16 protein-coding genes are annotated in these 19,728 nt (G+C 41.6%); 1 reads left to right on the plus strand and 15 read right to left on the minus strand.

Features of this window, described 5'->3' with window-relative positions:
- Positions 1-146: 146 nt before the first annotated feature.
- The 6 genes from hemL to hemA are packed head-to-tail and all read right to left on the minus strand — an operon-like array spanning position 147 to position 6,401.
- Positions 147-1,439, minus strand: a complete 1,293-nt coding sequence (hemL, locus tag LC033_RS12150) for a glutamate-1-semialdehyde 2,1-aminomutase (protein ID WP_226568774.1) — start codon at positions 1,437-1,439, stop codon at positions 147-149.
- Between the two features lie 27 nt (positions 1,440-1,466).
- Positions 1,467-2,438 carry a porphobilinogen synthase gene (gene hemB / locus LC033_RS12155; RefSeq protein WP_226568777.1) on the minus strand — a complete coding sequence of 324 codons (972 nt, stop codon included), beginning with the start codon at positions 2,436-2,438 and terminating at the stop codon, positions 1,467-1,469.
- The gene (locus LC033_RS12160) at positions 2,435-3,226 is read right to left on the minus strand and encodes a uroporphyrinogen-III synthase (RefSeq protein WP_008342826.1); all 792 of its coding nucleotides are present in this window, start codon (positions 3,224-3,226) and stop codon (positions 2,435-2,437) included. Before LC033_RS12160 ends, hemB begins: the two co-directional genes overlap by 4 nt.
- Entirely contained in the window at positions 3,223-4,158 is a 936-nt protein-coding gene (hemC, locus tag LC033_RS12165) for a hydroxymethylbilane synthase (protein ID WP_226568779.1), read from the minus strand. The genes LC033_RS12160 and hemC overlap by 4 nt, the downstream gene beginning before the upstream one ends.
- A 37-nt stretch (positions 4,159-4,195) precedes the next feature.
- Positions 4,196-5,026 (minus strand): cytochrome c biogenesis protein, encoded by an 831-nt coding sequence (locus tag LC033_RS12170; RefSeq protein ID WP_226568781.1) that lies wholly within the window; start codon positions 5,024-5,026, stop codon positions 4,196-4,198.
- A gap of 7 nt (positions 5,027-5,033) precedes the next feature.
- Positions 5,034-6,401: a glutamyl-tRNA reductase gene (gene hemA, locus LC033_RS12175; RefSeq protein ID WP_226568839.1), complete on the minus strand. Its 1,368-nt coding sequence runs from the start codon at positions 6,399-6,401 to the stop codon at positions 5,034-5,036.
- A 235-nt stretch (positions 6,402-6,636) separates the two neighbouring features.
- Here hemA and LC033_RS12180 point away from each other — a divergent pair, with 235 nt between their 5' ends.
- Entirely contained in the window at positions 6,637-7,131 is a 495-nt protein-coding gene (locus tag LC033_RS12180; RefSeq protein ID WP_226568784.1) for a hypothetical protein, read from the plus strand.
- A 373-nt stretch (positions 7,132-7,504) separates the two neighbouring features.
- Here LC033_RS12180 and yihA read toward each other — a convergent pair whose 3' ends face one another.
- The 9 genes from yihA to leuB form a co-directional block, all read right to left on the minus strand.
- The gene (gene yihA / locus LC033_RS12185; RefSeq protein WP_226568787.1) at positions 7,505-8,092 is read right to left on the minus strand and encodes a ribosome biogenesis GTP-binding protein YihA/YsxC; all 588 of its coding nucleotides are present in this window, start codon (positions 8,090-8,092) and stop codon (positions 7,505-7,507) included.
- Positions 8,089-10,413 (minus strand): endopeptidase La, encoded by a 2,325-nt coding sequence (lon, locus tag LC033_RS12190; RefSeq protein ID WP_226568789.1) that lies wholly within the window; start codon positions 10,411-10,413, stop codon positions 8,089-8,091. The genes yihA and lon overlap by 4 nt, the downstream gene beginning before the upstream one ends.
- 173 nt (positions 10,414-10,586) lie before the next feature.
- Complete coding sequence (gene lonB, locus LC033_RS12195; protein ID WP_226568791.1) at positions 10,587-12,248, minus strand: ATP-dependent protease LonB; 1,662 nt, start codon at positions 12,246-12,248, stop codon at positions 10,587-10,589.
- Positions 12,249-12,383: 135 nt separating this feature from the next.
- Positions 12,384-13,649: an ATP-dependent protease ATP-binding subunit ClpX gene (clpX, locus tag LC033_RS12200; protein ID WP_226568794.1), complete on the minus strand. Its 1,266-nt coding sequence runs from the start codon at positions 13,647-13,649 to the stop codon at positions 12,384-12,386.
- A 251-nt stretch (positions 13,650-13,900) separates the two neighbouring features.
- Complete coding sequence (tig, locus tag LC033_RS12205) at positions 13,901-15,175, minus strand: trigger factor (protein ID WP_226568796.1); 1,275 nt, start codon at positions 15,173-15,175, stop codon at positions 13,901-13,903.
- Between the two features lie 240 nt (positions 15,176-15,415).
- Positions 15,416-16,423 carry a DNA damage checkpoint antagonist DdcA gene (ddcA, locus tag LC033_RS12210; protein ID WP_226568798.1) on the minus strand — a complete coding sequence of 336 codons (1,008 nt, stop codon included), beginning with the start codon at positions 16,421-16,423 and terminating at the stop codon, positions 15,416-15,418.
- A gap of 127 nt (positions 16,424-16,550) precedes the next feature.
- Positions 16,551-17,150, minus strand: a complete 600-nt coding sequence (gene leuD, locus LC033_RS12215; protein ID WP_226568800.1) for a 3-isopropylmalate dehydratase small subunit — start codon at positions 17,148-17,150, stop codon at positions 16,551-16,553.
- A gap of 13 nt (positions 17,151-17,163) precedes the next feature.
- Positions 17,164-18,579, minus strand: a complete 1,416-nt coding sequence (leuC, locus tag LC033_RS12220) for a 3-isopropylmalate dehydratase large subunit (protein ID WP_226568802.1) — start codon at positions 18,577-18,579, stop codon at positions 17,164-17,166.
- A gap of 42 nt (positions 18,580-18,621) precedes the next feature.
- A complete protein-coding gene (gene leuB / locus LC033_RS12225) occupies positions 18,622-19,719 on the minus strand; it encodes a 3-isopropylmalate dehydrogenase (RefSeq protein WP_226568805.1) in 1,098 nt (365 codons plus the stop codon).
- Positions 19,720-19,728: the final 9 nt, after the last annotated feature.

A 19,728-nucleotide genomic window follows, 5' to 3' on the forward strand; every position in this document is an offset into this window, starting at 1 on the left:
CTAGCAAACTGGACATGGAAAGGACCATGTCCAGCGTAAGACAACTGATAAATTTTATCAAAATAAGTGAAAACCCCACTTTTACTTGAAGTAAAGGTGGGGTTTGTCTACGGTCTGAGCCGATATGTCACCATATCTGCTTTCGTTTATCGACGTAGTTTTTGAAAAACCTTTTGCACTGTCTCAATCGTATATTTGATGTCTTCATCTGTATGAGCAGTTGAAAGGAATAACCCTTCGAATTGAGAAGGTGGAAGGAAGATGCCGTGATCAGCCATTTCCTTGTAAAATTCAGCGAATAAAGCCAGATCAGCTGTTTTCGCTGTGTCGTAATTGATAACTTGTTCATTCGTAAAGAAGAATCCGATCATGGAACCCGCACGGTTAAACGTTAATGGAATTCCATATGCTTTTGCCGATTTCGAAATTCCTTCTTCCAGCCTATCACCTTTTCGTCTAAACTCTTCGTAAGACTGAGGGGTAAGCTGCTTTAACGTTTCTAAGCCTGCTGTCATTGCAAGAGGGTTACCGGATAACGTTCCTGCTTGATAAATCGGGCCGCTTGGCGCAATTTGTCTCATAATGTCCGCTCTACCGCCATAAGCACCAACTGGCAGGCCGCCTCCGATGACTTTACCAAGACATGTCAGATCAGGCGTAATGCCAAAATAGCCTTGTGCACAATGATAATCCACACGGAAGCCTGTCATGACCTCATCAAAAATGAGCAAAGAGCCATATTGTTCTGTAATGTCTCTTAGCCCTTGCAAGAAACCGTCTTGCGGAGGGACAACACCCATATTTCCTGCAACTGGTTCTACAATGACACCTGCAATGTCGTCTCCAAATTCTTGAAAAGCGACTTTGATGCTTTCTAAATCATTGTATGGAACGGTGATCGTATTGCTCGCTGTACCTTCAGGGACACCAGGGCTATCCGGAAGTCCAAGCGTTGCCACACCTGAACCGGCTTTAATGAGCAAAGAATCACCGTGGCCATGATAGCAGCCTTCAAATTTCACAATTTTGTTTCTGCCCGTAAAACCACGAGCTAGACGAAGCGCACTCATCGTCGCCTCTGTTCCAGAGCTGACCATACGAATGACCTCAATAGAAGGAACTCGTTCTGATACAAGCTTAGCTAATTCATTTTCAACTAAAGTAGAAGCACCGAAGCTTGTACCATGTTCAGCTACTCGCTGAATGCTTTCAACCACACGGTCATTCGTATGCCCTAAAATAAGCGGTCCCCACGATAAGACGTAATCAATATATTCATTTCCGTCAATATCGTATATTTTTGCGCCTTTTCCTCGTTCCATAAAAATTGGGTCTGTATTGACTGATTTAAATGCGCGCACAGGGCTGTTCACACCACCCGGCATTAACTGCTGCGCTTCTTTAAATGCTTGCTTTGACTTTTCATAGCTACGTCCCATTTCAATGTCCTCCTGTCTATCCGTTCTTTATTCTGAGAGCCATTTCGCTGCATCTTTTGCATGATACGTAATGATTAATTCTGCGCCTGCACGTTTCATGCTAGTCAGCATTTCAAGAACAAGCTCTTTTTCAGAAATCCAGCCATTTTGAGCTGCTGCTTTGACCATTGCATACTCTCCGCTCACATTGTACGCAACAACAGGAAGTGTAAATTCATTTTTCACATCACGCATGATATCTAAGTATGAAAGTGACGGCTTCACGATTAGGAAGTCAGCGCCTTCTTCTACATCAGACTGTGCTTCTCTCAGTGCTTCTAAACGGTTTGCAGGGTCCATTTGATACGTTTTACGATCTCCAAACTGCGGTGTGCTATGCGCCGCATCACGAAACGGACCGTAAAAAGCACTTGCATATTTCACAGCATATGACATCACTGGCACATGAACAAAGCCGGCCTCATCAAGCGCCTCACGAATTGCGATAACAAAGCCATCCATCATATTTGATGGAGCAATGATATCTGCACCTGCACGAGCCTGACTGACAGCAGTTTTCGCTAAGAGCTGAAGAGATTCATCATTTAAAATTTCTCCATCTTCAACGATTCCGCAATGTCCGTGATCTGTATATTGGCATAAGCAAGTATCAGCAATGACCACAAGCTCTGGGAAATGCTTTTTGATTTCAAGCGTTGCTTTTTGAACGATCCCATGATCGTGATAAGCTTCACTGCCTACATGGTCTTTATGGTCTGGTACCCCAAAAACAATGATAGATTTAATCCCAAGGTCAACAAGCTCTTGGACTTCTTCTTTCACAAGATCAACTGAAATGTGATAGACACCCGGCATTGAAGGGACTTCTTTCCGGACATTCTCTCCCTCTACAAAAAAGATAGGATAAATGAAATCAGAGGGTCTTAAAAATGTTTCTCTCACCAATTCTCTCATTCCTGCGCTTGTACGCAATCTGCGGTGTCTGTTAAATTTCATCATTGGTTCAACTTCCTTTCAGATAAACGGCACATCAAATCAAGCATCCCGTCTATCGTATAAGTATCTGGGGTTTCAGAAGAAATCCCGTATTGAAGCAGTGCCTCTTGTGTAAGAGGACCGATGCTCACAAAACATGTGTCCGATGCAGCTAATCTATCGATATCAGCCTCCATGGCGTGCATAAAAGAATGAACAGTGGAGGAGCTTGTAAATGTAATAAAATCAAATGATTGCTCCATCATGGCCGACTTGAGTGCGATAATTCCGTCCTCATCCTTCACTGTTTCATATATAATCCACTCTTTTACGTCAATGCCAAGCGGAACGAGGGTATTCTTCACCACATCTCGTGACAGGTGGCCTTTTGCTACAAAGACACATTCTTCTGGGTGTACATGTTCAATTAAAGCATCTGCCAGTTCTTCTGCTATAAAACGTTCTGGAACCACATCCACTTTTAAGCCGTGCTGCATCAGATAGGCAGATGTTTTTTCACCTACAGCCGCCACTTTCAAGTGGGATAAGCTTTGATGTAATTGATGCTTCTCTATATAACTGAGAAAAAAAGACGCACCATTTACACTTGTAAACACAAGCCAATGGCTTGCTTCTAAGTCTTCTAAAAATGCCTTCGCTTTTTCTTTTGTAAGCGTTGGTTCAAACCTGATAAGAGAGGTTAAAACAGCATGGCCGTTCAGCGCTTCAATTTTCTGCTGAAACGCACCCGCTTGACGTTCATTTCGAGTGACAAGCACCGTCTGTCCGTAAAGCGATTTGGCTATCGTCATTGGGAAGACAGATCCTTTTTCACCTTGTCGATCAAATCCTTTGCTCCCTTATCAGACATCTGCATCGCACACGCTGTACCAATGGCCTCAGGGTCAGACCCTGTGACGGTTTCTCGAATGATCGTATGCCCGTCTGCAGATGCTACAAGACCCGTCAGTTCAATTTCATCACGCTCATTCATCGTTGCATAGCCAGCGATTGGCACCTGACAGCTGCCATCCATTTGTTTAAGAAAGGCTCGTTCTGCGAGAACCGTTTTCTTCGTATATTCATTCGTAAATTGAGCAAGAAGCTCCAATAGCTCTTTATCATCCCCGCGGCACTCAATCGACAAAGCACCTTGGCCAACGGCGGGAAGGCAAGTTTCAGGAGATAAGAATTCCGACACGACTTCTTTACTCCAGCCCATTCTAGACAAACCGGCAGCCGCTAGAATAATGGCATCGTATTCTTCATTTTTCAGCTTCTCAAGTCTTGTATCAATGTTTCCTCGAATCCATTTAATCTCAAGATCTGGTCTCTCCTGAAGAAGCTGGGCACTGCGCCGTAAGCTGCTCGTTCCAACAATGGCTCCCTTTGGCAGTTCATGAAGACGGAGATGATCCTTTGAAATCAGTACGTCCCGCACATCCTCACGCTCAGGAATACAGCCAATGACTAAACCTTCCGGGAGGGCTGCCGGCATATCTTTCATGCTGTGTACCGCCATATCGATGTCATGATTCAGCATCGCCTGTTCAATCTCTTTGACAAATAGTCCTTTTCCGCCAACCTTTGATAAGGTCACATCTAAAATTTGATCACCCTTTGTTACAATTTCTTTTATTTCAAAAGAATAAGAAGGGTTTAGTTCAGACAGCTTTTGAATGACCCATTTTGTTTGTGTAATTGCTAGCTTACTTCGTCTAGAACCTACTTTAATTGTACGCATTACGCCTTCCTCCCGACAATGCCCTTAAGACTCATCATTATTGAAACCAATGAAAGGTTGATAAGCTACCAAGCAGAAAATAATTGATCATCAGCACAAAAAATGAAGCGACATTCCATCGTGCCACGATTTTGCCCTGCATATTTCGCACCAATCTGATGTATAAGTAAAAGCCGTATAAAAAAAGGATAATAAACGAACCAAGCACCTTTGCATCTATCCAGTACAACGTATCATACGAAATATATGCCCAAATAATGCCAAGAATTAAACTAAGCAAGAGCATTGGCACGCCAATAATGTTTAATACGTAGGCCATATGATCAAGCTTTGATAAGTCTTCAATTCTCAGAAGCCATTTCCCCCATTTTTTCTTTTTCAGCAAACGATATTGCAAGAGATAGAGAAGTGAAAAAGCAAATGAAAGCGAAAAGGCACCGTATGATAAAATGGCCATTGTAATATGAATGACGAGCAGTTCACTCGTTAACTTCCCCGTCAGTTCCGCAGAATGGAGATCAGATGGTGTAAAGGTGTGAATCGCCATTATGGAAAAACCAATCACATTTGTAAAAAAGACAATAAATTCAAAGCGTAATACTTTTGTGAGGACGAGTGAAAGTGTCACAAGCACCCACGTATAAAAATATAACCCCTCTGCTACATTTAACACAGGGAATTGGTCTGTTTCCATCATAATATAAAACATGTAGACTGTTTGCAGTAGCCAGACAATAGAAAGCAACCAGAAAGCCATTTTTCCAGCCTTCCGGTTGTGTTGAAGAAAATCTATGAAATAGAACAAGACACTGAGTGCATAGATCAAGATCGTCGCTTCGTTAAGTCTCACTACAATGGATTCCATCATCGCCTAATCACTCACTAGCAACTGTAGCAAAGCCTTGTGCCACATTTGGTTTGAACAGCTGAAATGACCCTTGCTCCACCTGTACAGGCTCTACCTTTTGCTCTTCATCTTCAATCTTTAAATCAAAGATTTCTTTAAAGAGTAAAAGTTTTTCCTCTGCATTCGGCTCCCCTGCAATTTCTTTTGCCTTTAAGATAGGATCTTTCAGCATTTGATTGATGATGCTTTTCGTATGTTTATTTAATAGCTTCATTTCACGGTTTGTGAGGTTTGGAAGCTTCCGTTCAATGCTTTGCATCGTATCTGCTTGAATCAAGAGTGCTTTTTCTCTTAAAGCAGATATGACTGGAACAACTCCGAGCGTATTGAGCCATTGCTTAAATTCAACAATTTCAGCTTCAATGATGAGCTCAACCTGCTCAGCCACTTCACGGCGTTCTTTTAAGTTAGCTGCCACAATGCCTTCTAGGTCATCAATGTCATACAAAAAAACACCTTCTACTTCAGAAATGGCTGGGTCTAAATCACGGGGCACTGCAATATCCATCATAAATAGCGGTCTGCCTTTCCGCTTTTTATTCGCATTTTCGACCATCTCTTTTGTAATGACAAATTGTTTAGCACCTGTCGAGCTAATTAAAATGTCCGCTTCAGATAATATTTTTTCTAATTGATTTAAGCTCCTAGCCTCTCCTGAAAAACGGCTAGCCAGTTCTTTTGCTTTCTCATACGTTCGATTGATGACCGTTACCTGACCAATTCCTTGACTTTGAAGGTTTTGCGCCGCCAGCTCGCCCATTTTACCCGCACCAAGAATAAGGACATGCTTATCAGAAAGATGTCCAAAGATTTTTTTGGCAAGTTCAACTGCCGCATAGCTGACAGATACAGCATTAGACGCAATATCTGTTTCCGCATGAGAGCGCTTCGCGACTGTTACCGCCTGCTTAAATAAATAATTGAAAACGGTACCAATGGTCTTCTCCTCTTGAGCGACTTTAAAGCTTGAGCGCACTTGACCGAGTATCTGTGTTTCACCAATGACCATAGAATCAAGTCCACAGGCCACACGGAATAAATGCTCAACCGCTCCATCATTTTCATAAAACTTCAAATATGGAGAGACATCTTCTTTTTCTAAACCGAACCAATCTGCTAAAAATCTTTTTATATAAAACCGACCAGTATGAAGCTGATCTACAACTGCGTAGATCTCTGTTCGATTACATGTTGAGATGACGATATTCTCTAGAATGCTTTTTTCTTCTTTAAGCTTGGACATCGCCGTTCCGAGCTTGCTCGGTTCAAAGCTCAGCTGTTCCCGTATCTCAACAGGGGCTGTTTTATAATCTACACCCACAACAAGAATATGCATAACTTCAGCTTGCACCCCCAACGCCCTGTCTAATTTATAATAATTACAATATAGAATTTATTATTTATAATGATTATAACATATATTTATTTTTAACTGGATAAAAATTGTGAACAGATTTCAAAAATGTTGTGATATAGTAGAAAAATGTTCGACATCGAATGCCATATCATCACTTCAAGCAATTTACCAGATTTGGCGCGTGCGGACAAATGAATGATTTGCTTAAAAGAAGGTGACATCTTTGAAGAAGAAATCCATTTTACTACCGCTCACTTTGCTGGCTATAGCGCTATATGCCATTCTCTCAGGAGGTCAATTTGACATTTGGAATGATCAGGAGAAATGGTATACACTTGTACTGCTTTTTGGCCTTGCTTTCTTATATCAAGGAAAGAAGGAGCAGGAAACCTCTCATGTGTTTATCGGTATGCTCATGACGGGCCTTGCGCTACACTTTATTCTTCAGCCGAAATTGGACCACTGGCCAGACACATTTACGATGATTGTGTTCATCATCGGCCTTGCGCTTTTGATGAAATCATCTCAGAAAAAGGAATATCGTATAGAAAGTGTTGTTCTCATTTTACTTGGCCTGTTCCTTAATTTCTTTCAGCAAATTACAAAACAGCTTAGCACACTCTCTATCCAGACTTCCGGTTTTGAATTGTACTGGCCATATGTACTGATTGCAGTCAGTCTCCTCTTATTATTTTTAAAAAAGAAATAACTTATACAATCAAATTGTTTAACAAGCCATCAAATGGCTGTTTTATAAATTTTTATAATACACATCTTAGAGAAGAATGATATGCAGTTTAATTGATGATAGACGACAAATAACCGCCTAGACATAACGGAATGACGTATTGAATATTGAAAAATTTTGAGCTTTCCAACATAAATGTGATAACTGTCATAATCATATATTCATACCTGCGAGCGCTATACTTCTATAGTGAGGATTAAAAAAAACTAAAAAAGATGATTTGATAAACGAATTAAAACTGAATCGTTCTCATTCATGTTCTACGTTTTCTCTCCACATATCAAAAAAAGTTGTACGAAAACAAATGTTTTCCTACAACTTTTTTATTGTCTTCTTAGCTGTTAATCTTCGCAAGGATCGCATTCCACGCTTCATCTTTTCCCTTTTTAGTTTCTGAAGAGAAGAGGATTAATTCGTCTGATGGGTCAATGTCAAGCGTCTGTTTTACCACTTTCGCATGTTTTTCCCATTTGCCTTTTGGAATTTTATCCGCTTTTGTTGCGATGACGATCACAGGAATGCCGTAATATTTTAGGAATTCATACATGTTCACATCATCTACTGATGGTTTATGACGCAAATCCACAATTTGCACCACTGCTTTTAATTCTTCACGCATTGTAATATACGTTTCGATCATTCTTCCCCAAGCTTCACGCTCTGTTTTCGACACTTTGGCAAAGCCGTAGCCCGGAACGTCCACAAAGTGAAGCATATCATTAATAATGTAAAAATTAAGTGTCTGTGTCTTCCCTGGTTTAGAAGACGTACGCGCTAAGTTTTTACGATTAATTAATGAGTTAATGAACGAGGACTTCCCAACATTTGATCGTCCTGCAAGTGCGATTTCAGGCAGTCCCCCGCTTGGATACTGCTCTGATTTCACCGCACTAATGACAATATCTGATTTTGTTACTTTCATGTTCCCTCTCCTACTAACGCTTTCTCTAGCACCTCATCTAAATGTGAAACCGGAATAAAAGTTAATCCTTCTCTCACACTTTCAGGAATATCATCAATATCCTTCTCGTTATCCTTTGGAAGAATAATGGTTTTCAGTCCTGCTCGATGAGCACCTAATGCTTTTTCTTTTAATCCGCCAATCGGAAGCACTCTTCCTCTTAACGTAATTTCTCCTGTCATGCCAACCTCTTTTGACACAGGACGTCCTGTGAGTGCTGATACAAGAGCCGTCGCAATGGTAATACCAGCTGATGGCCCGTCCTTTGGAACCGCACCCTCTGGAACATGGATATGAATATCATGCTTTTCATTAAAATGAGGATCAATGTTCAGTTCATCTGCTTTTGAACGGATATAACTGAATGCCGCCTGTGCAGATTCTCTCATGACATCACCAAGCTTACCGGTTAGCAAAAGCTTGCCTTTACCTGGCGAGAGTGAGACCTCAATGGATAAGGTGTCTCCGCCAACTGTGGTATACGCAAGTCCTGTGACAACGCCCACCTGATCTGCCGTTTCAGCCTGTCCATAACGGTAAAGTCTTTTTCCGAGATATTCAGATAGGTTCTTTTCCGTCACCGTGATTCGTTTGCGGTCTTCAGCCACAATCGCTCTTGCTGCTTTTCGGCAAATCGCCGCAAGCTGACGTTCTAATCCGCGAACCCCTGCTTCTCTTGTGTAATAGCGAATCATATCGTAAATCGCTGCTTCACGAAGCTGTAAGTTCCCTTTCTTTAATCCGTGCTCCTTTAGCTGATTCGGCAGAAGATGTTCTTTCACAATTTCCGCTTTTTCAACCTCTGTATACCCTGCAATCGTGATAATTTCCATTCTATCACGAAGTGGACCCGGAATGGTTGCTAAATTGTTGGCAGTTGCGATAAATAACACTTGAGACAAATCAAATGTCTCTTCAATATAATGATCGCTAAAGTTATAATTTTGCTCTGGATCTAACACTTCAAGCATCGCAGATGACGGATCGCCTCTAAAGTCAGAAGACATCTTATCAATTTCATCTAAAAGAAACACCGGATTCATGGTACCCGCCTTACTCATCCCTCGAATGATACGGCCCGGCATTGCACCTACATAGGTTCTTCTATGACCACGAATCTCGGATTCATCACGCACACCACCAAGAGAGATACGAATAAACTTTCGATCCAGTGATTTTGCAATAGATTTTGCAAGTGACGTCTTCCCAACTCCAGGAGGTCCTGCCAAGCAAAGAATCGGTCCCTTCAATGAATTTGTTAGCTTCTGTACAGCAAGATATTCAAGCATACGTTCTTTGACTTTTTCCAACCCATGATGCTCATCATCTAAAATTTTGCTTGCAAGCTTTAAGTCTAGACGATCTTCCGTATAAATACCCCACGGTAAATGGATTAGCCAATCAATATAATTTCGAATCACAGAGCTCTCGGCAGAGCTTGAAGGGATTTTCTCATAACGGTTCAGTTCTTTTAATGCCGTTTCACGAACAGAATCCGGCATGCTGGACTCTTCAATTTTAGACATTAATGAACTGACTTCTCCTGTTTTCCCTTCTTTGTCTCCAAGCTCTTTTTGGATGGCTTTCATTTGTTCACGCAAATAATATTCTTTTTGCGTTCGTTCCATTGAACGTTTGACGCGCTGTCCGATTTTCTTTTCTATCTCCAGCACTTCTTTTTCATTGTGAATCAAGCTGATGACCCGGTTAAGCCGTTTTTTGACATCGACTGTTTCCAGTACTTCTTGTTTGTCCTTTAATTTGAGCGGGAGGTGAGAAGCGACGATATCTGCCATTCTTCCCGGTTCCTCAATATCCGTCACCGTTGCATATGTTTCAGCTGAAATTTTTTTTGAAATTTTTATGTACTGATCAAAGTGATCTAACAAAGTGCGCATGAGTGCTTCTGCTTCTGCGTCCTTTAATTCTTCTTCTGCCAACTCTTTAATCTTAACTGACGTATAGTCCTCTAGCTCCACGTATGATTCGATCTGTGCTCGATTTAATCCTTCAACAAGTACACGAATCGTTCCATTTGGCAGCTTCAGCATTTGTTTGATTTTTGTGTAGGTGCCGACTTTGAAAATTTCTTCTTGTCCTGGTTCATCTATTGAAATTTCCCGCTGTGTTGCTAAAAAAATCATATGATCGTTCATCATGGCCTGTTCTAATGCTTGAACAGACTTCTCACGTCCAACGTCCAAATGCAAGACCATTGTTGGATAAACAAGCAAACCTCGCAATGGAAGGAGCGGAACATTCTTTTTGATTTCATCTCCCATGTTGATTGACACCTCCGTCACTAGTATGAATCATTATAATATACCTGTTTCAGTCTTGTACAATGTAAAAGACTTGAGAAATGATGATCTTACCGTAGTATACCCTTTCTTTTTATCTTGAAAAAGAAAAAAAAGATCTATTTCACTAAAAAATCCCCATATTATGATGGGGATTAAACAGATTTTCTTTTCATTTCGTCTTCTAGTCCATCTTTCTTCTCGTCTGGTGGATTCACCAAACACTGATCCAGCACCTCTTGGAAGTGCTTCACAGGCACAATGGTGACGCCTTCAATCTCTTTTAGGATCGACTGCTGGTTGTCATAAGGAATGATTACTGTTTTGGCACCAGCTTGTTTGGCTGCCTTAATTTTCGGTATCACACCGCCGATCGGCTTCACTTGACCTTGCAATCCAATCTCACCCGTCATGGCTGTCAGATGATCGATCGGGATATGATGAATGGCAGAGAAAATGGCTGTTGCCATCGCTATCCCAGCAGACGGCCCATCAATAGGGGCACCGCTTGGAAAATTAATATGGATATCATATTCATTTGTCCGTATGCCTAAGTTTCTAAGCACTGTTAATGCATTTTCAACAGAGCCTTTGGCCATACTTTTACGTCTGATGGACTTAGACTGGTTACCAATGCTTTCTTCTTCTGCAATGCCAGTCATATTGATACTGCCTTTCTCAAGCGCCTTACATATATTCACTTCAATTTCAAGCAGGGCGCCGCTGTTCGGTCCATAAACGGCAAGACCATTCACTACCCCCACTTTTGACTTTTCCGCTACTTTTTGTTCATATCTTGGGGTCAGCTGGCTTGAATGAATGACCCATTCTACATCAGCTATCGTAATGTCTTTTCGGTTTTCAGTGACAGCCATGCCTGCCGCGATCTGCACCATATTGACTGCTTCACGTCCATTTTTTACATAGGAAGTTAACAGATTTAGCCCCTCGTCACTTAATTCTTTTTGAATTTTTTGGACAGCCTTAGCAGCAACTATTTTCAGCTCATGCTGATCAAGATCCTTAAAGAAAATTTCCAAACATCTTGATCTAATCGCTGGAGGGATTTCCTCTGGCGTTCTTGTGGTGGCTCCAATCAATCTAAAATCAGCCGGCAGCCCATTTTGGAAAATATCATGAATGTGATTCGGAATTTGGGTATTTTCCTCACTATAGTAGGCACTGTCTAAAAATACTTTCCGATCCTCGAGTACTTTTAGCATTTTATTCATTTGAATCGGATGCAGTTCACCAATTTCATCGATAAATAGAACCCCTCCATGAGCATGCGTGACGGCCCCCTGTTTTGGCTGCGGAATGCCTGCCTGTCCCATTGCCCCTGCTCCTTGATAAATCGGATCATGCACTGAACCAATTAAGGGGTCTGCAATGCCTCGTTCATCGAATCTCGCAGTTGTGGCATCAAGCTCTACGAACACAGCATCTTTCTTAAACGGTGAATCAGCGTGACGCTTCGCCTCTTCCATGACAAGACGGGCAGCGGCTGTTTTTCCAATTCCTGGAGGCCCGTAGACGATGACATGCTGTGGATTCGGTCCGCACAGGGCCGCTTTTAGTGCTCGAATGCCATCTTCTTGTCCTACAATATCTTGAAACTCCTTTGGCCGGACTTTCTCTGATAAAGGTTCACTCAGCTTGATCAAGCGCATCTTTCTGAGTGCTTCCATTTCTTTTTTTGATTCTTTGTCGATCGTCACCTTTTGTGTGCGCTGATTTCGCAGTAAGTTCCAAAAGTATAGCCCGATGACGATACCAAAGAACAGCTGAATAAATAGTACGATTCCTGTCCAGCTCAATCGGCTCCCTCCTTCATCAATCGTATGTATTGGTTTCTGTCTGCTAGTATTTCCTAGAGCTGGACGGAATAAACACGTCTTCCACGATAAATAAAAAACTCCTGAATCAAAAAGATTCAGGAGTAGTCACTTCTATTATGCAGATGTTTTTGTATCTTTATTAACGACTGTGCCGTCCTTCAAAACAAGACGAGGCGGCTCACCTTCAGCAACCGTTGTACCAGTGATGACACATTTTTCAATATCATCACGAGATGGAAGGTCAAACATCACATCAAGCATGATGCCTTCAATGATTGAACGAAGACCACGAGCTCCTGTTTTACGCTCAATTGCTTTTTTCGCAATCTCGCTGAGAGCATCTTCTTCGAACTCAAGCTCCACATCGTCAAGCTCAAGTATTTTTGTATACTGCTTGACTAGCGCATTTTTAGGCTTCGTCAATATTTCAACAAGTGCTTTTTCATCTAACGGCTCTAAGCTTGCAATAACCGGTAGACGGCCGATGAATTCTGGAATTAAACCAAAGCGCAGCAAGTCTTCTGGCAGTACTTTTGATAGAAGGACTTCTTTTTCAAGGTCTTCAATTTTGTTTTCCGCACCGAATCCAATGACTTTTTGCCCTAGGCGGCGTTTGATGATTTGCTCAATTCCATCGAAGGCTCCACCACAAATGAAGAGGATATTTGTTGTATCAATTTGAATGAATTCTTGATGAGGGTGCTTACGTCCACCTTGAGGCGGTACACTAGCGACTGTTCCTTCAAGAATTTTCAAAAGGGCTTGCTGAACACCTTCCCCAGACACATCACGAGTGATAGAAGGGTTTTCTGATTTTCTTGCTACTTTATCAATCTCATCGATGTAGATAATGCCTTTCTCCGCTTTTTCTACATCATAGTCTGCAGCTTGGATGAGCTTAAGTAAAATATTCTCTACGTCTTCTCCAACATAACCTGCTTCAGTTAGTGATGTTGCATCTGCAATCGCAAATGGAACATTTAAAATACGGGCAAGTGTTTGAGCAAGTAATGTTTTACCGCTTCCTGTTGGTCCAATCATAGAAATGTTACTTTTCGAAAGCTCAACATCATCAATCTTGCTGTTAGAATTGATCCGTTTATAGTGGTTATAGACCGCTACAGCTAAGGATTTCTTCGCATTGTCTTGTCCGATGACATATTCATCAAGAATCTCCCGAATTTCATGAGGCTTCGGAACATCCTTGAATTCAACTTCTTCCTCAGTACCGAGCTCTTCTTCAACTATTTCCGTGCAAAGCTCGATACATTCATCACATATATATACGCCAGGTCCTGCGACCAGTTTACGCACTTGATCTTGCGTTTTTCCGCAAAACGAGCATTTCAATTGACCCTTTTCCTCGTTGAATTTAAACATTCTTTCACCCCTTATTCTTCTTCACTTCCCTGTAGCTAACAGTCAGCTACCTTTCTGGGTCCAGTATGTATGTATTTTACCATACTATCCCAAAAGACGGTAATAATGTGTTTCTAGCGCTGCACATTGAGATATGTATGACAGAAAGATGTGACTTACACTATCGTTTCCAAAAAAAGCAATGATAAGTCAAAAATTGTACAAAACAAGGCACGAGTCACTCGCGCCCTGTTTTATTATTATGCACCATATTAACGGTTTTCTACAAGAAAATCAATTGCTTTACGAACTTTTAGATCTCCTTTCATTGCGTCAGTAGATCCAATCGCTTGTTTGATATTTTCAACTGGCATGTTGTATTCTTCAGCCATTTTTGAAAGTTCTCCTTCCACTTCTTCGTCAGACACTTGTAACTCTTCTGCAGCAGCAATTGCTTCAAGAGTTAGATTAGATTTGATGCGTTTTGTAGCATCTTCTTTCATTTGCTCTTTAAGCGTATCTTCATCTTGTCCAGAGAATTGGAAGTAAAGCTCAAGGTTCATTCCTTGCATTTGAAGACGTTGTTCGAATTCTTTCATCATGCGGTCTAGTTCTGTGTCGACCATCGCTTGTGGGATGTCAGCTTCCGCATTTTCAGAAGCTTTCGCAACTAGCTCTTCACGAAGTTTTCCTTCTGCTTCGTTTTCTTTTGCTTCTTCAAGACGCTTCTTCGTTTTTTCAGTTAATTCATCAAGAGTTTCTACTTCTTCATCAACATCTTTAGCGAACTCATCGTCAAGTGCTGGAAGTTCTTTTGCTTTGATTTCATGAATTTTCACTTTGAATACTGCTGGTTTACCTGCAAGGTCTTCAGCATGGTATTCTTCTGGGAATGTCACTTCTACGTCTTTTTCAGCGCCAGCTTCAAGACCAACTAATTGCTCTTCGAAACCAGGGATGAATGAACCAGAACCTACTTCAAGAGAGTAGTTCTCAGCGTTTCCGCCTTCGAATACTTCTCCATCAACGAACCCTTCAAAATCAAGAACAACTGTATCCCCGTTTTCGATTGCGCCTTCTTCTTTGACAACAAGCTCAGCTTGACGATTTTGCATTGCTTTTAACTCTTCTTGTACATCTTCATCAGTGACCAATGTTTCGTCTTTTTCTACGTTTAGACCTTTGTAGTCACCAAGTTTCACTTCAGGCTTAACTGTTATTTTTGCAGTGAAGATTAAGCTTTCGCCTTTTTCGATTTTCTCAACATCGATTTCAGGGCGATCAACTGGCTCAATACCAGCTTCGTCGATTGCTTTTGGATATTCAACCGGAAGAAGAATGTCTAATGCATCTTGATAAAGAGATTCTACACCAAAGCGTTGCTCGAAAAGACCACGCGGTACTTTCCCTTTACGAAATCCAGGGATAGATACTTGCTTGACAACTTTCTTAAATGCATTATCAAGTGCTTTGTTAAATGTTTCAGCGTCAACTTCTACAGTTAAGATACCTTCGTTACCTTCTTGTTTTTCCCATTTTACTGACATGTGTGTTTCCCTCCAAAAATCTATTCAGATTGTGCGTTGTTACATTCTAAAGCATCTTAAAGACTTCGTCCAATCAAAAACCACGCACTCCGCTAAAGAATCGGTATTATGTATACAACATTTAACTTGATTATACATATCGTCTTTCAACCGTTGGAATCGTACAACTGCACTATATAAGCACAAATACAACCATTATATTATAACATAACAAGTCCGTCTTTCAACTAAATCGACAAATTACAAATAAGAAATTTCTTCAATATCTTTCAGCATTGTACAAGCTTCTCTCAACTCTCGTTCGTTAAAATCATACAATAGATGCACTTCTTCGAGGTCAATCTCGATCCCATGCATTTCATAGCCCACTTTATGTAGTGCCGCTGCCCAAAGATTCGGATCTGTGTATTTAGGAAGGAATGGGTAAAGCACAAATAAGTGCCTGCGCCATAACTCTTCCACCCCTTGATAAAGAGTTGGGTTTTCATTTCCAAGGGTGTCATCGAGCAAACGCAGTACCTGCTGAAGAAGCGGCACCTGCTCTGGCTTTACAGCCTCCGAAGGAACCAGCGTTAAAGAATCACCGAATTTTGTCACATGAACCGGCTTTGCCACATCATGATCTGATAGAAGCTGCAAGATCAATGATTTGACCAAAGGGTTTCCGTCAGGTTTCTGTAAGATCGTATTTAATAAACCCATGTGTGGTGAAATATTGCGGTCTTTCAATGAATGGATAAACTGCACCTGCTCTTCTGGCCGCTCTAGCATATCATCTATATTGATTTCATCGCTATCACTCTCGTCTTCGTCTAAAATCTGTTCTGGCGATTCAATCATCTTTCTGCTAAATTCGAGTAGCTTATAAAAATGCTCCGCGCTTTCGGCTGGAAGGTGATTCTCCTCGAGTACAGCCTCAATCGTTTGTTTGACTTCCTCATATTCTTTCAGTTGAATTAAGATGGTCATATATACTTGAAGCACTGTGAAATAGTGACCATATCCTTCATTTAACATCTTTACGCAAACACGCTTTGCATCCTGTAGCTCGCCTAGCTCTAGAAAACAAATTGCCATGCCGAGATGAATATCGGATTCTTCATCGTCATCATAAGATTTCGCTTCTGAAAATAAGTGAAGTGCCTCTTGATAATGTTTATCTTTTAATGCTGCCATTCCTTTTTCAATCAGTCTTTCTTTCAGACCAGGAAACAAAATGACATTATCTTTCTTCTTGTCATGTTTCATGCTTACGTTCCTTTCAGGCGCATATTTTTAATCAGTTTACCAACGAAGGTTAGTAAACACAAGTAACGAGAGGCTTTCATGCAAAAAAAAGAAACCGTCACAGCTCGGGCGGACGGCTTCTCGTTGTTTATGCACGCAGCCAGCTGCTGCGCTTTTCTTCAAATGCTTGAATGTCATCTTCTAGTAATAATGTTAATGAGATCTCATCATAGCCATTCAGGAGCATTTCTCTCCAATGAGGATCTACTTCAAAAGGGGTGATATTCCCATCTTGGTCTTGAATTTGCTGCTTTTCTAAATCAACCGTCATCTCATATCCTTTGTTCTCATATGACGAAACGAACGTTTTCCACACATCATAATCAAGACGGATTGGAAGCATTCCATTTTTAAAGCAGTTTTGATGAAAGATATCTGCAAATGATGGAGCGATGATAATTTTGAAACCATAATCATTAAGCGCCCAAGGCGCATGTTCCCTAGATGATCCGCAGCCAAAATTTTCTCCTGCGATCAAAATAGATGCTCCTTCATATATTGGATGATTCAGCTCAAAATCAGGATTTGGCCTTCCATACGCTAAATATCGCCAGTCAAAAAAGGCAAACTGGCCATATCCTGTTCGTTCAATTCTTTTCAAAAATTGCTTCGGAATAATTTGATCTGTATCTACATTAATACGGTTAAGCACAGCGGCTTTTCCTTTATGAGTGACTAAAGGCTCCATCTATGACAACTCCTTACACGACTGTTTTCTCTTGATTAAACTTCCTGACATCGACAAATCGGCCATGTATCGCAGCCATTGCAGCCATTGCCGGGCTGACAAGATGCGTTCTTGCCCCCTTCCCTTGACGCCCTTCAAAGTTACGGTTTGACGTAGACGCGCAGCGTTCGCCTTCTGGCACCACATCGTTGTTCATACTCAAACACATACTGCAGCCTGATTCTCTCCATTCAAAGCCTGCTTCAAGGAAAACTTCATGAAGACCTTCTTCTTCTGCTTGCAGTTTGACACTTTGAGAGCCAGGCACCACAATCGCTCTGACATGATCAGCTACTTTCTGTCCTTCAATTATAGAAGCTGCTTGACGTAAATCAGTCATTCTTGAGTTCGTACATGAGCCGATAAAGACATGCTCAATCGTAATGTCTTCAATACGCTGATGCGGATGAACCCCCATGTATTCGTAAGCATGGAGCGCTTCTTTTTGATCATCTTCTTGTTCAAAATCCTCAGGACCTGGGACCGATGCATCCACAGGCAAAACCATTCCTGGATTAATCCCCCATGTCACCATTGGTGAAATCTCATTTCCATCTAAAATAATGGTTTTATCATAGGTTGCACCAGGATCTGTTCTAAGTTCTTTCCATTCTTCAATGGCTGCTTCAAAATCTTCGCTCTGCGGCGCATATTTGCGTCCTCGACAATAGTCAAAGGTCACTTCGTCAGGTGCAATCAATCCTGCTCTTGCGCCTGCTTCAATCGACATATTACAAACGGTCATCCGCTCATCCATCGTCATGTTTCTGAATACTTCCCCAGTGTATTCAATGACATAACCTGAACCAAACTTCACGCCGTGTGCACCAATCACTGCTAAAATGACATCTTTGGCTGTTACCCCTTTTTGAAGCTTTCCGTCTACTCTAATTTCTAGTGTTTTCGGACGCTGCTGCCAAAGTGTTTGTGTGGAAAGTACATGTTCAACCTCACTTGTACCGATCCCGAAGGCAAGTGCGCCAAACGCGCCGTGCGTGGATGTATGACTATCTCCACAAACGATTGTTTTCCCCGGAAGTGTCAACCCAAGCTCTGGTCCAACGACATGGACAATTCCTTGGTCTACACTGTGAAGGTCAGCTAGACGGACCCCAAATTCAGCACAGTTGCGCTCTAGAGCACTGACTTGCTTCTTCGCAATCTCATCTTTGATCACAAATCGATTCACAGTCGGAATGTTGTGGTCCATCGTCGCAAATGTGTTTTGAGGTCTTCTCACCTTGCGTCCTTTTTGTCTTAATCCTTCAAATGCTTGAGGTGACGTCACTTCATGCACCAAGTGCAGATCAATATATAAAAGGTCTGGTTTTCCCTCGCCATTTTTGACAACATGCTGATCCCATATTTTTTCGATGATTGTTCGAGGCATAACCCTTTTTCCTCCCTCTACCTAATTCAACAAAATGTCTTTTTATACAATTGTTTTCGCACGTTGTTTGAGTGCGTCTACAACTACTTTCGTGATATCATCAGTCGTTTCATACGTTCCCTTTTTTGATGCTAGGTCCTTTGTTCGTTTGCCAGAGGCAAGAACGGCTTCCACAGCTTCTTCTATTGCAGCCGCTTCATCTTCTAATGCAAAGGATGTTCTAAGCAAGCTGGCTGCTGACAAAATGGTTGCCAGAGGGTTTGCGACATTTTGCCCCGCAATATCGGGTGCTGAACCATGAATTGGTTCATATAAATGAAGTCCTGTGCTTGATAGACTAGCAGATGGCAACATACCGAGTGAGCCAGTAATCATAGATGCTTCGTCACTTAAAATGTCGCCAAACATATTCTCTGTCACGATGACATCAAATTGAGCGGGCTTATAAATAAGCTGCATGGCGGCGTTATCTACGAGCATGTGCTCATATGCGACATCTGGATATTGGGATGCAACTTCTTCTACCGCTTCCCGCCATAGTTTACTAGAAGCGAGAACATTCGCTTTATCCACAGACGTTACTTTTTTCCGTCTCGTTAACGCCATGTCGAACGCTTCTTTTAATACACGAACAATCTCTTCCTTTGTATAAAGAAGCGTATCAACCGCAGCTTCTTTTCCTTCATCATCCGTATAGCGCTCACTTGGTTCACCAAAATAGAGGCCTCCTGTTAATTCACGAACAATGACGAAATCTACACCGCTAATGTGATCTTGTTTTAGGGGTGAAGCCTCGCTCAAGCTATCGAATACTTTGACAGGACGAATGTTTGCAAATAAGTCCAGCTGCTTGCGAATGGCAAGCAAACCTTTTTCAGGGCGAAGTTCTGGGGGGTTTTGATCCCACTTCGGCCCGCCAACTGCTCCTAATAAAATCGCATCTGCGCTTTTGCACACTTCTACTGTTTCCTTAGGGAGCGGATTGTTTTTTTCGTCTATCGCTATACCGCCAATAAGGGCTGTTTCGAATTCAAATTCGTGTTGAAATTGAGCGGCTGTCTCTTGCAGGACAGCGACCGCTGATGTTAAGACTTCCGGTCCGATTCCATCGCCGGGCAAAAGTGCAATTTTCTTTTTCATGAGTACCTT

The organism is Bacillus stratosphericus (genome assembly GCF_020524495.1).
Lineage (GTDB): Bacteria > Bacillota > Bacilli > Bacillales > Bacillaceae > Bacillus > Bacillus stratosphericus_B.

Bases quoted from the DNA above. Each gene is read 5' to 3' on its own strand.
- lon (WP_226568789.1), bottom strand. From the start codon at position 10,413: ATGGGAGATGAAATCAAAAAGAATGTTCCGCTCCTTCCATTGCGAGGT.
- hemA (WP_226568839.1), bottom strand. From the start codon at position 6,401: ATGCATATTCTTGTTGTGGGTGTAGATTATAAAACAGCCCCTGTTGAG.
- tig (WP_226568796.1), bottom strand. From the start codon at position 15,175: ATGTCAGTAAAATGGGAAAAACAAGAAGGTAACGAAGGTATCTTAACT.
- leuD (WP_226568800.1), bottom strand. From the start codon at position 17,150: ATGGAGCCTTTAGTCACTCATAAAGGAAAAGCCGCTGTGCTTAACCGT.
- clpX (WP_226568794.1), bottom strand. From the start codon at position 13,649: ATGTTTAAATTCAACGAGGAAAAGGGTCAATTGAAATGCTCGTTTTGC.
- leuC (WP_226568802.1), bottom strand. From the start codon at position 18,579: ATGCCTCGAACAATCATCGAAAAAATATGGGATCAGCATGTTGTCAAA.
- yihA (WP_226568787.1), bottom strand. From the start codon at position 8,092: ATGAAAGTAACAAAATCAGATATTGTCATTAGTGCGGTGAAATCAGAG.
- leuB (WP_226568805.1), bottom strand. From the start codon at position 19,719: ATGAAAAAGAAAATTGCACTTTTGCCCGGCGATGGAATCGGACCGGAA.
- LC033_RS12160 (WP_008342826.1), bottom strand. From the start codon at position 3,226: ATGACGATAGCCAAATCGCTTTACGGACAGACGGTGCTTGTCACTCGA.
- hemC (WP_226568779.1), bottom strand. From the start codon at position 4,158: ATGCGTACAATTAAAGTAGGTTCTAGACGAAGTAAGCTAGCAATTACA.
- hemB (WP_226568777.1), bottom strand. From the start codon at position 2,438: ATGATGAAATTTAACAGACACCGCAGATTGCGTACAAGCGCAGGAATG.
- ddcA (WP_226568798.1), bottom strand. From the start codon at position 16,423: ATGAAACATGACAAGAAGAAAGATAATGTCATTTTGTTTCCTGGTCTG.
- hemL (WP_226568774.1), bottom strand. From the start codon at position 1,439: ATGGGACGTAGCTATGAAAAGTCAAAGCAAGCATTTAAAGAAGCGCAG.
- LC033_RS12170 (WP_226568781.1), bottom strand. From the start codon at position 5,026: ATGATGGAATCCATTGTAGTGAGACTTAACGAAGCGACGATCTTGATC.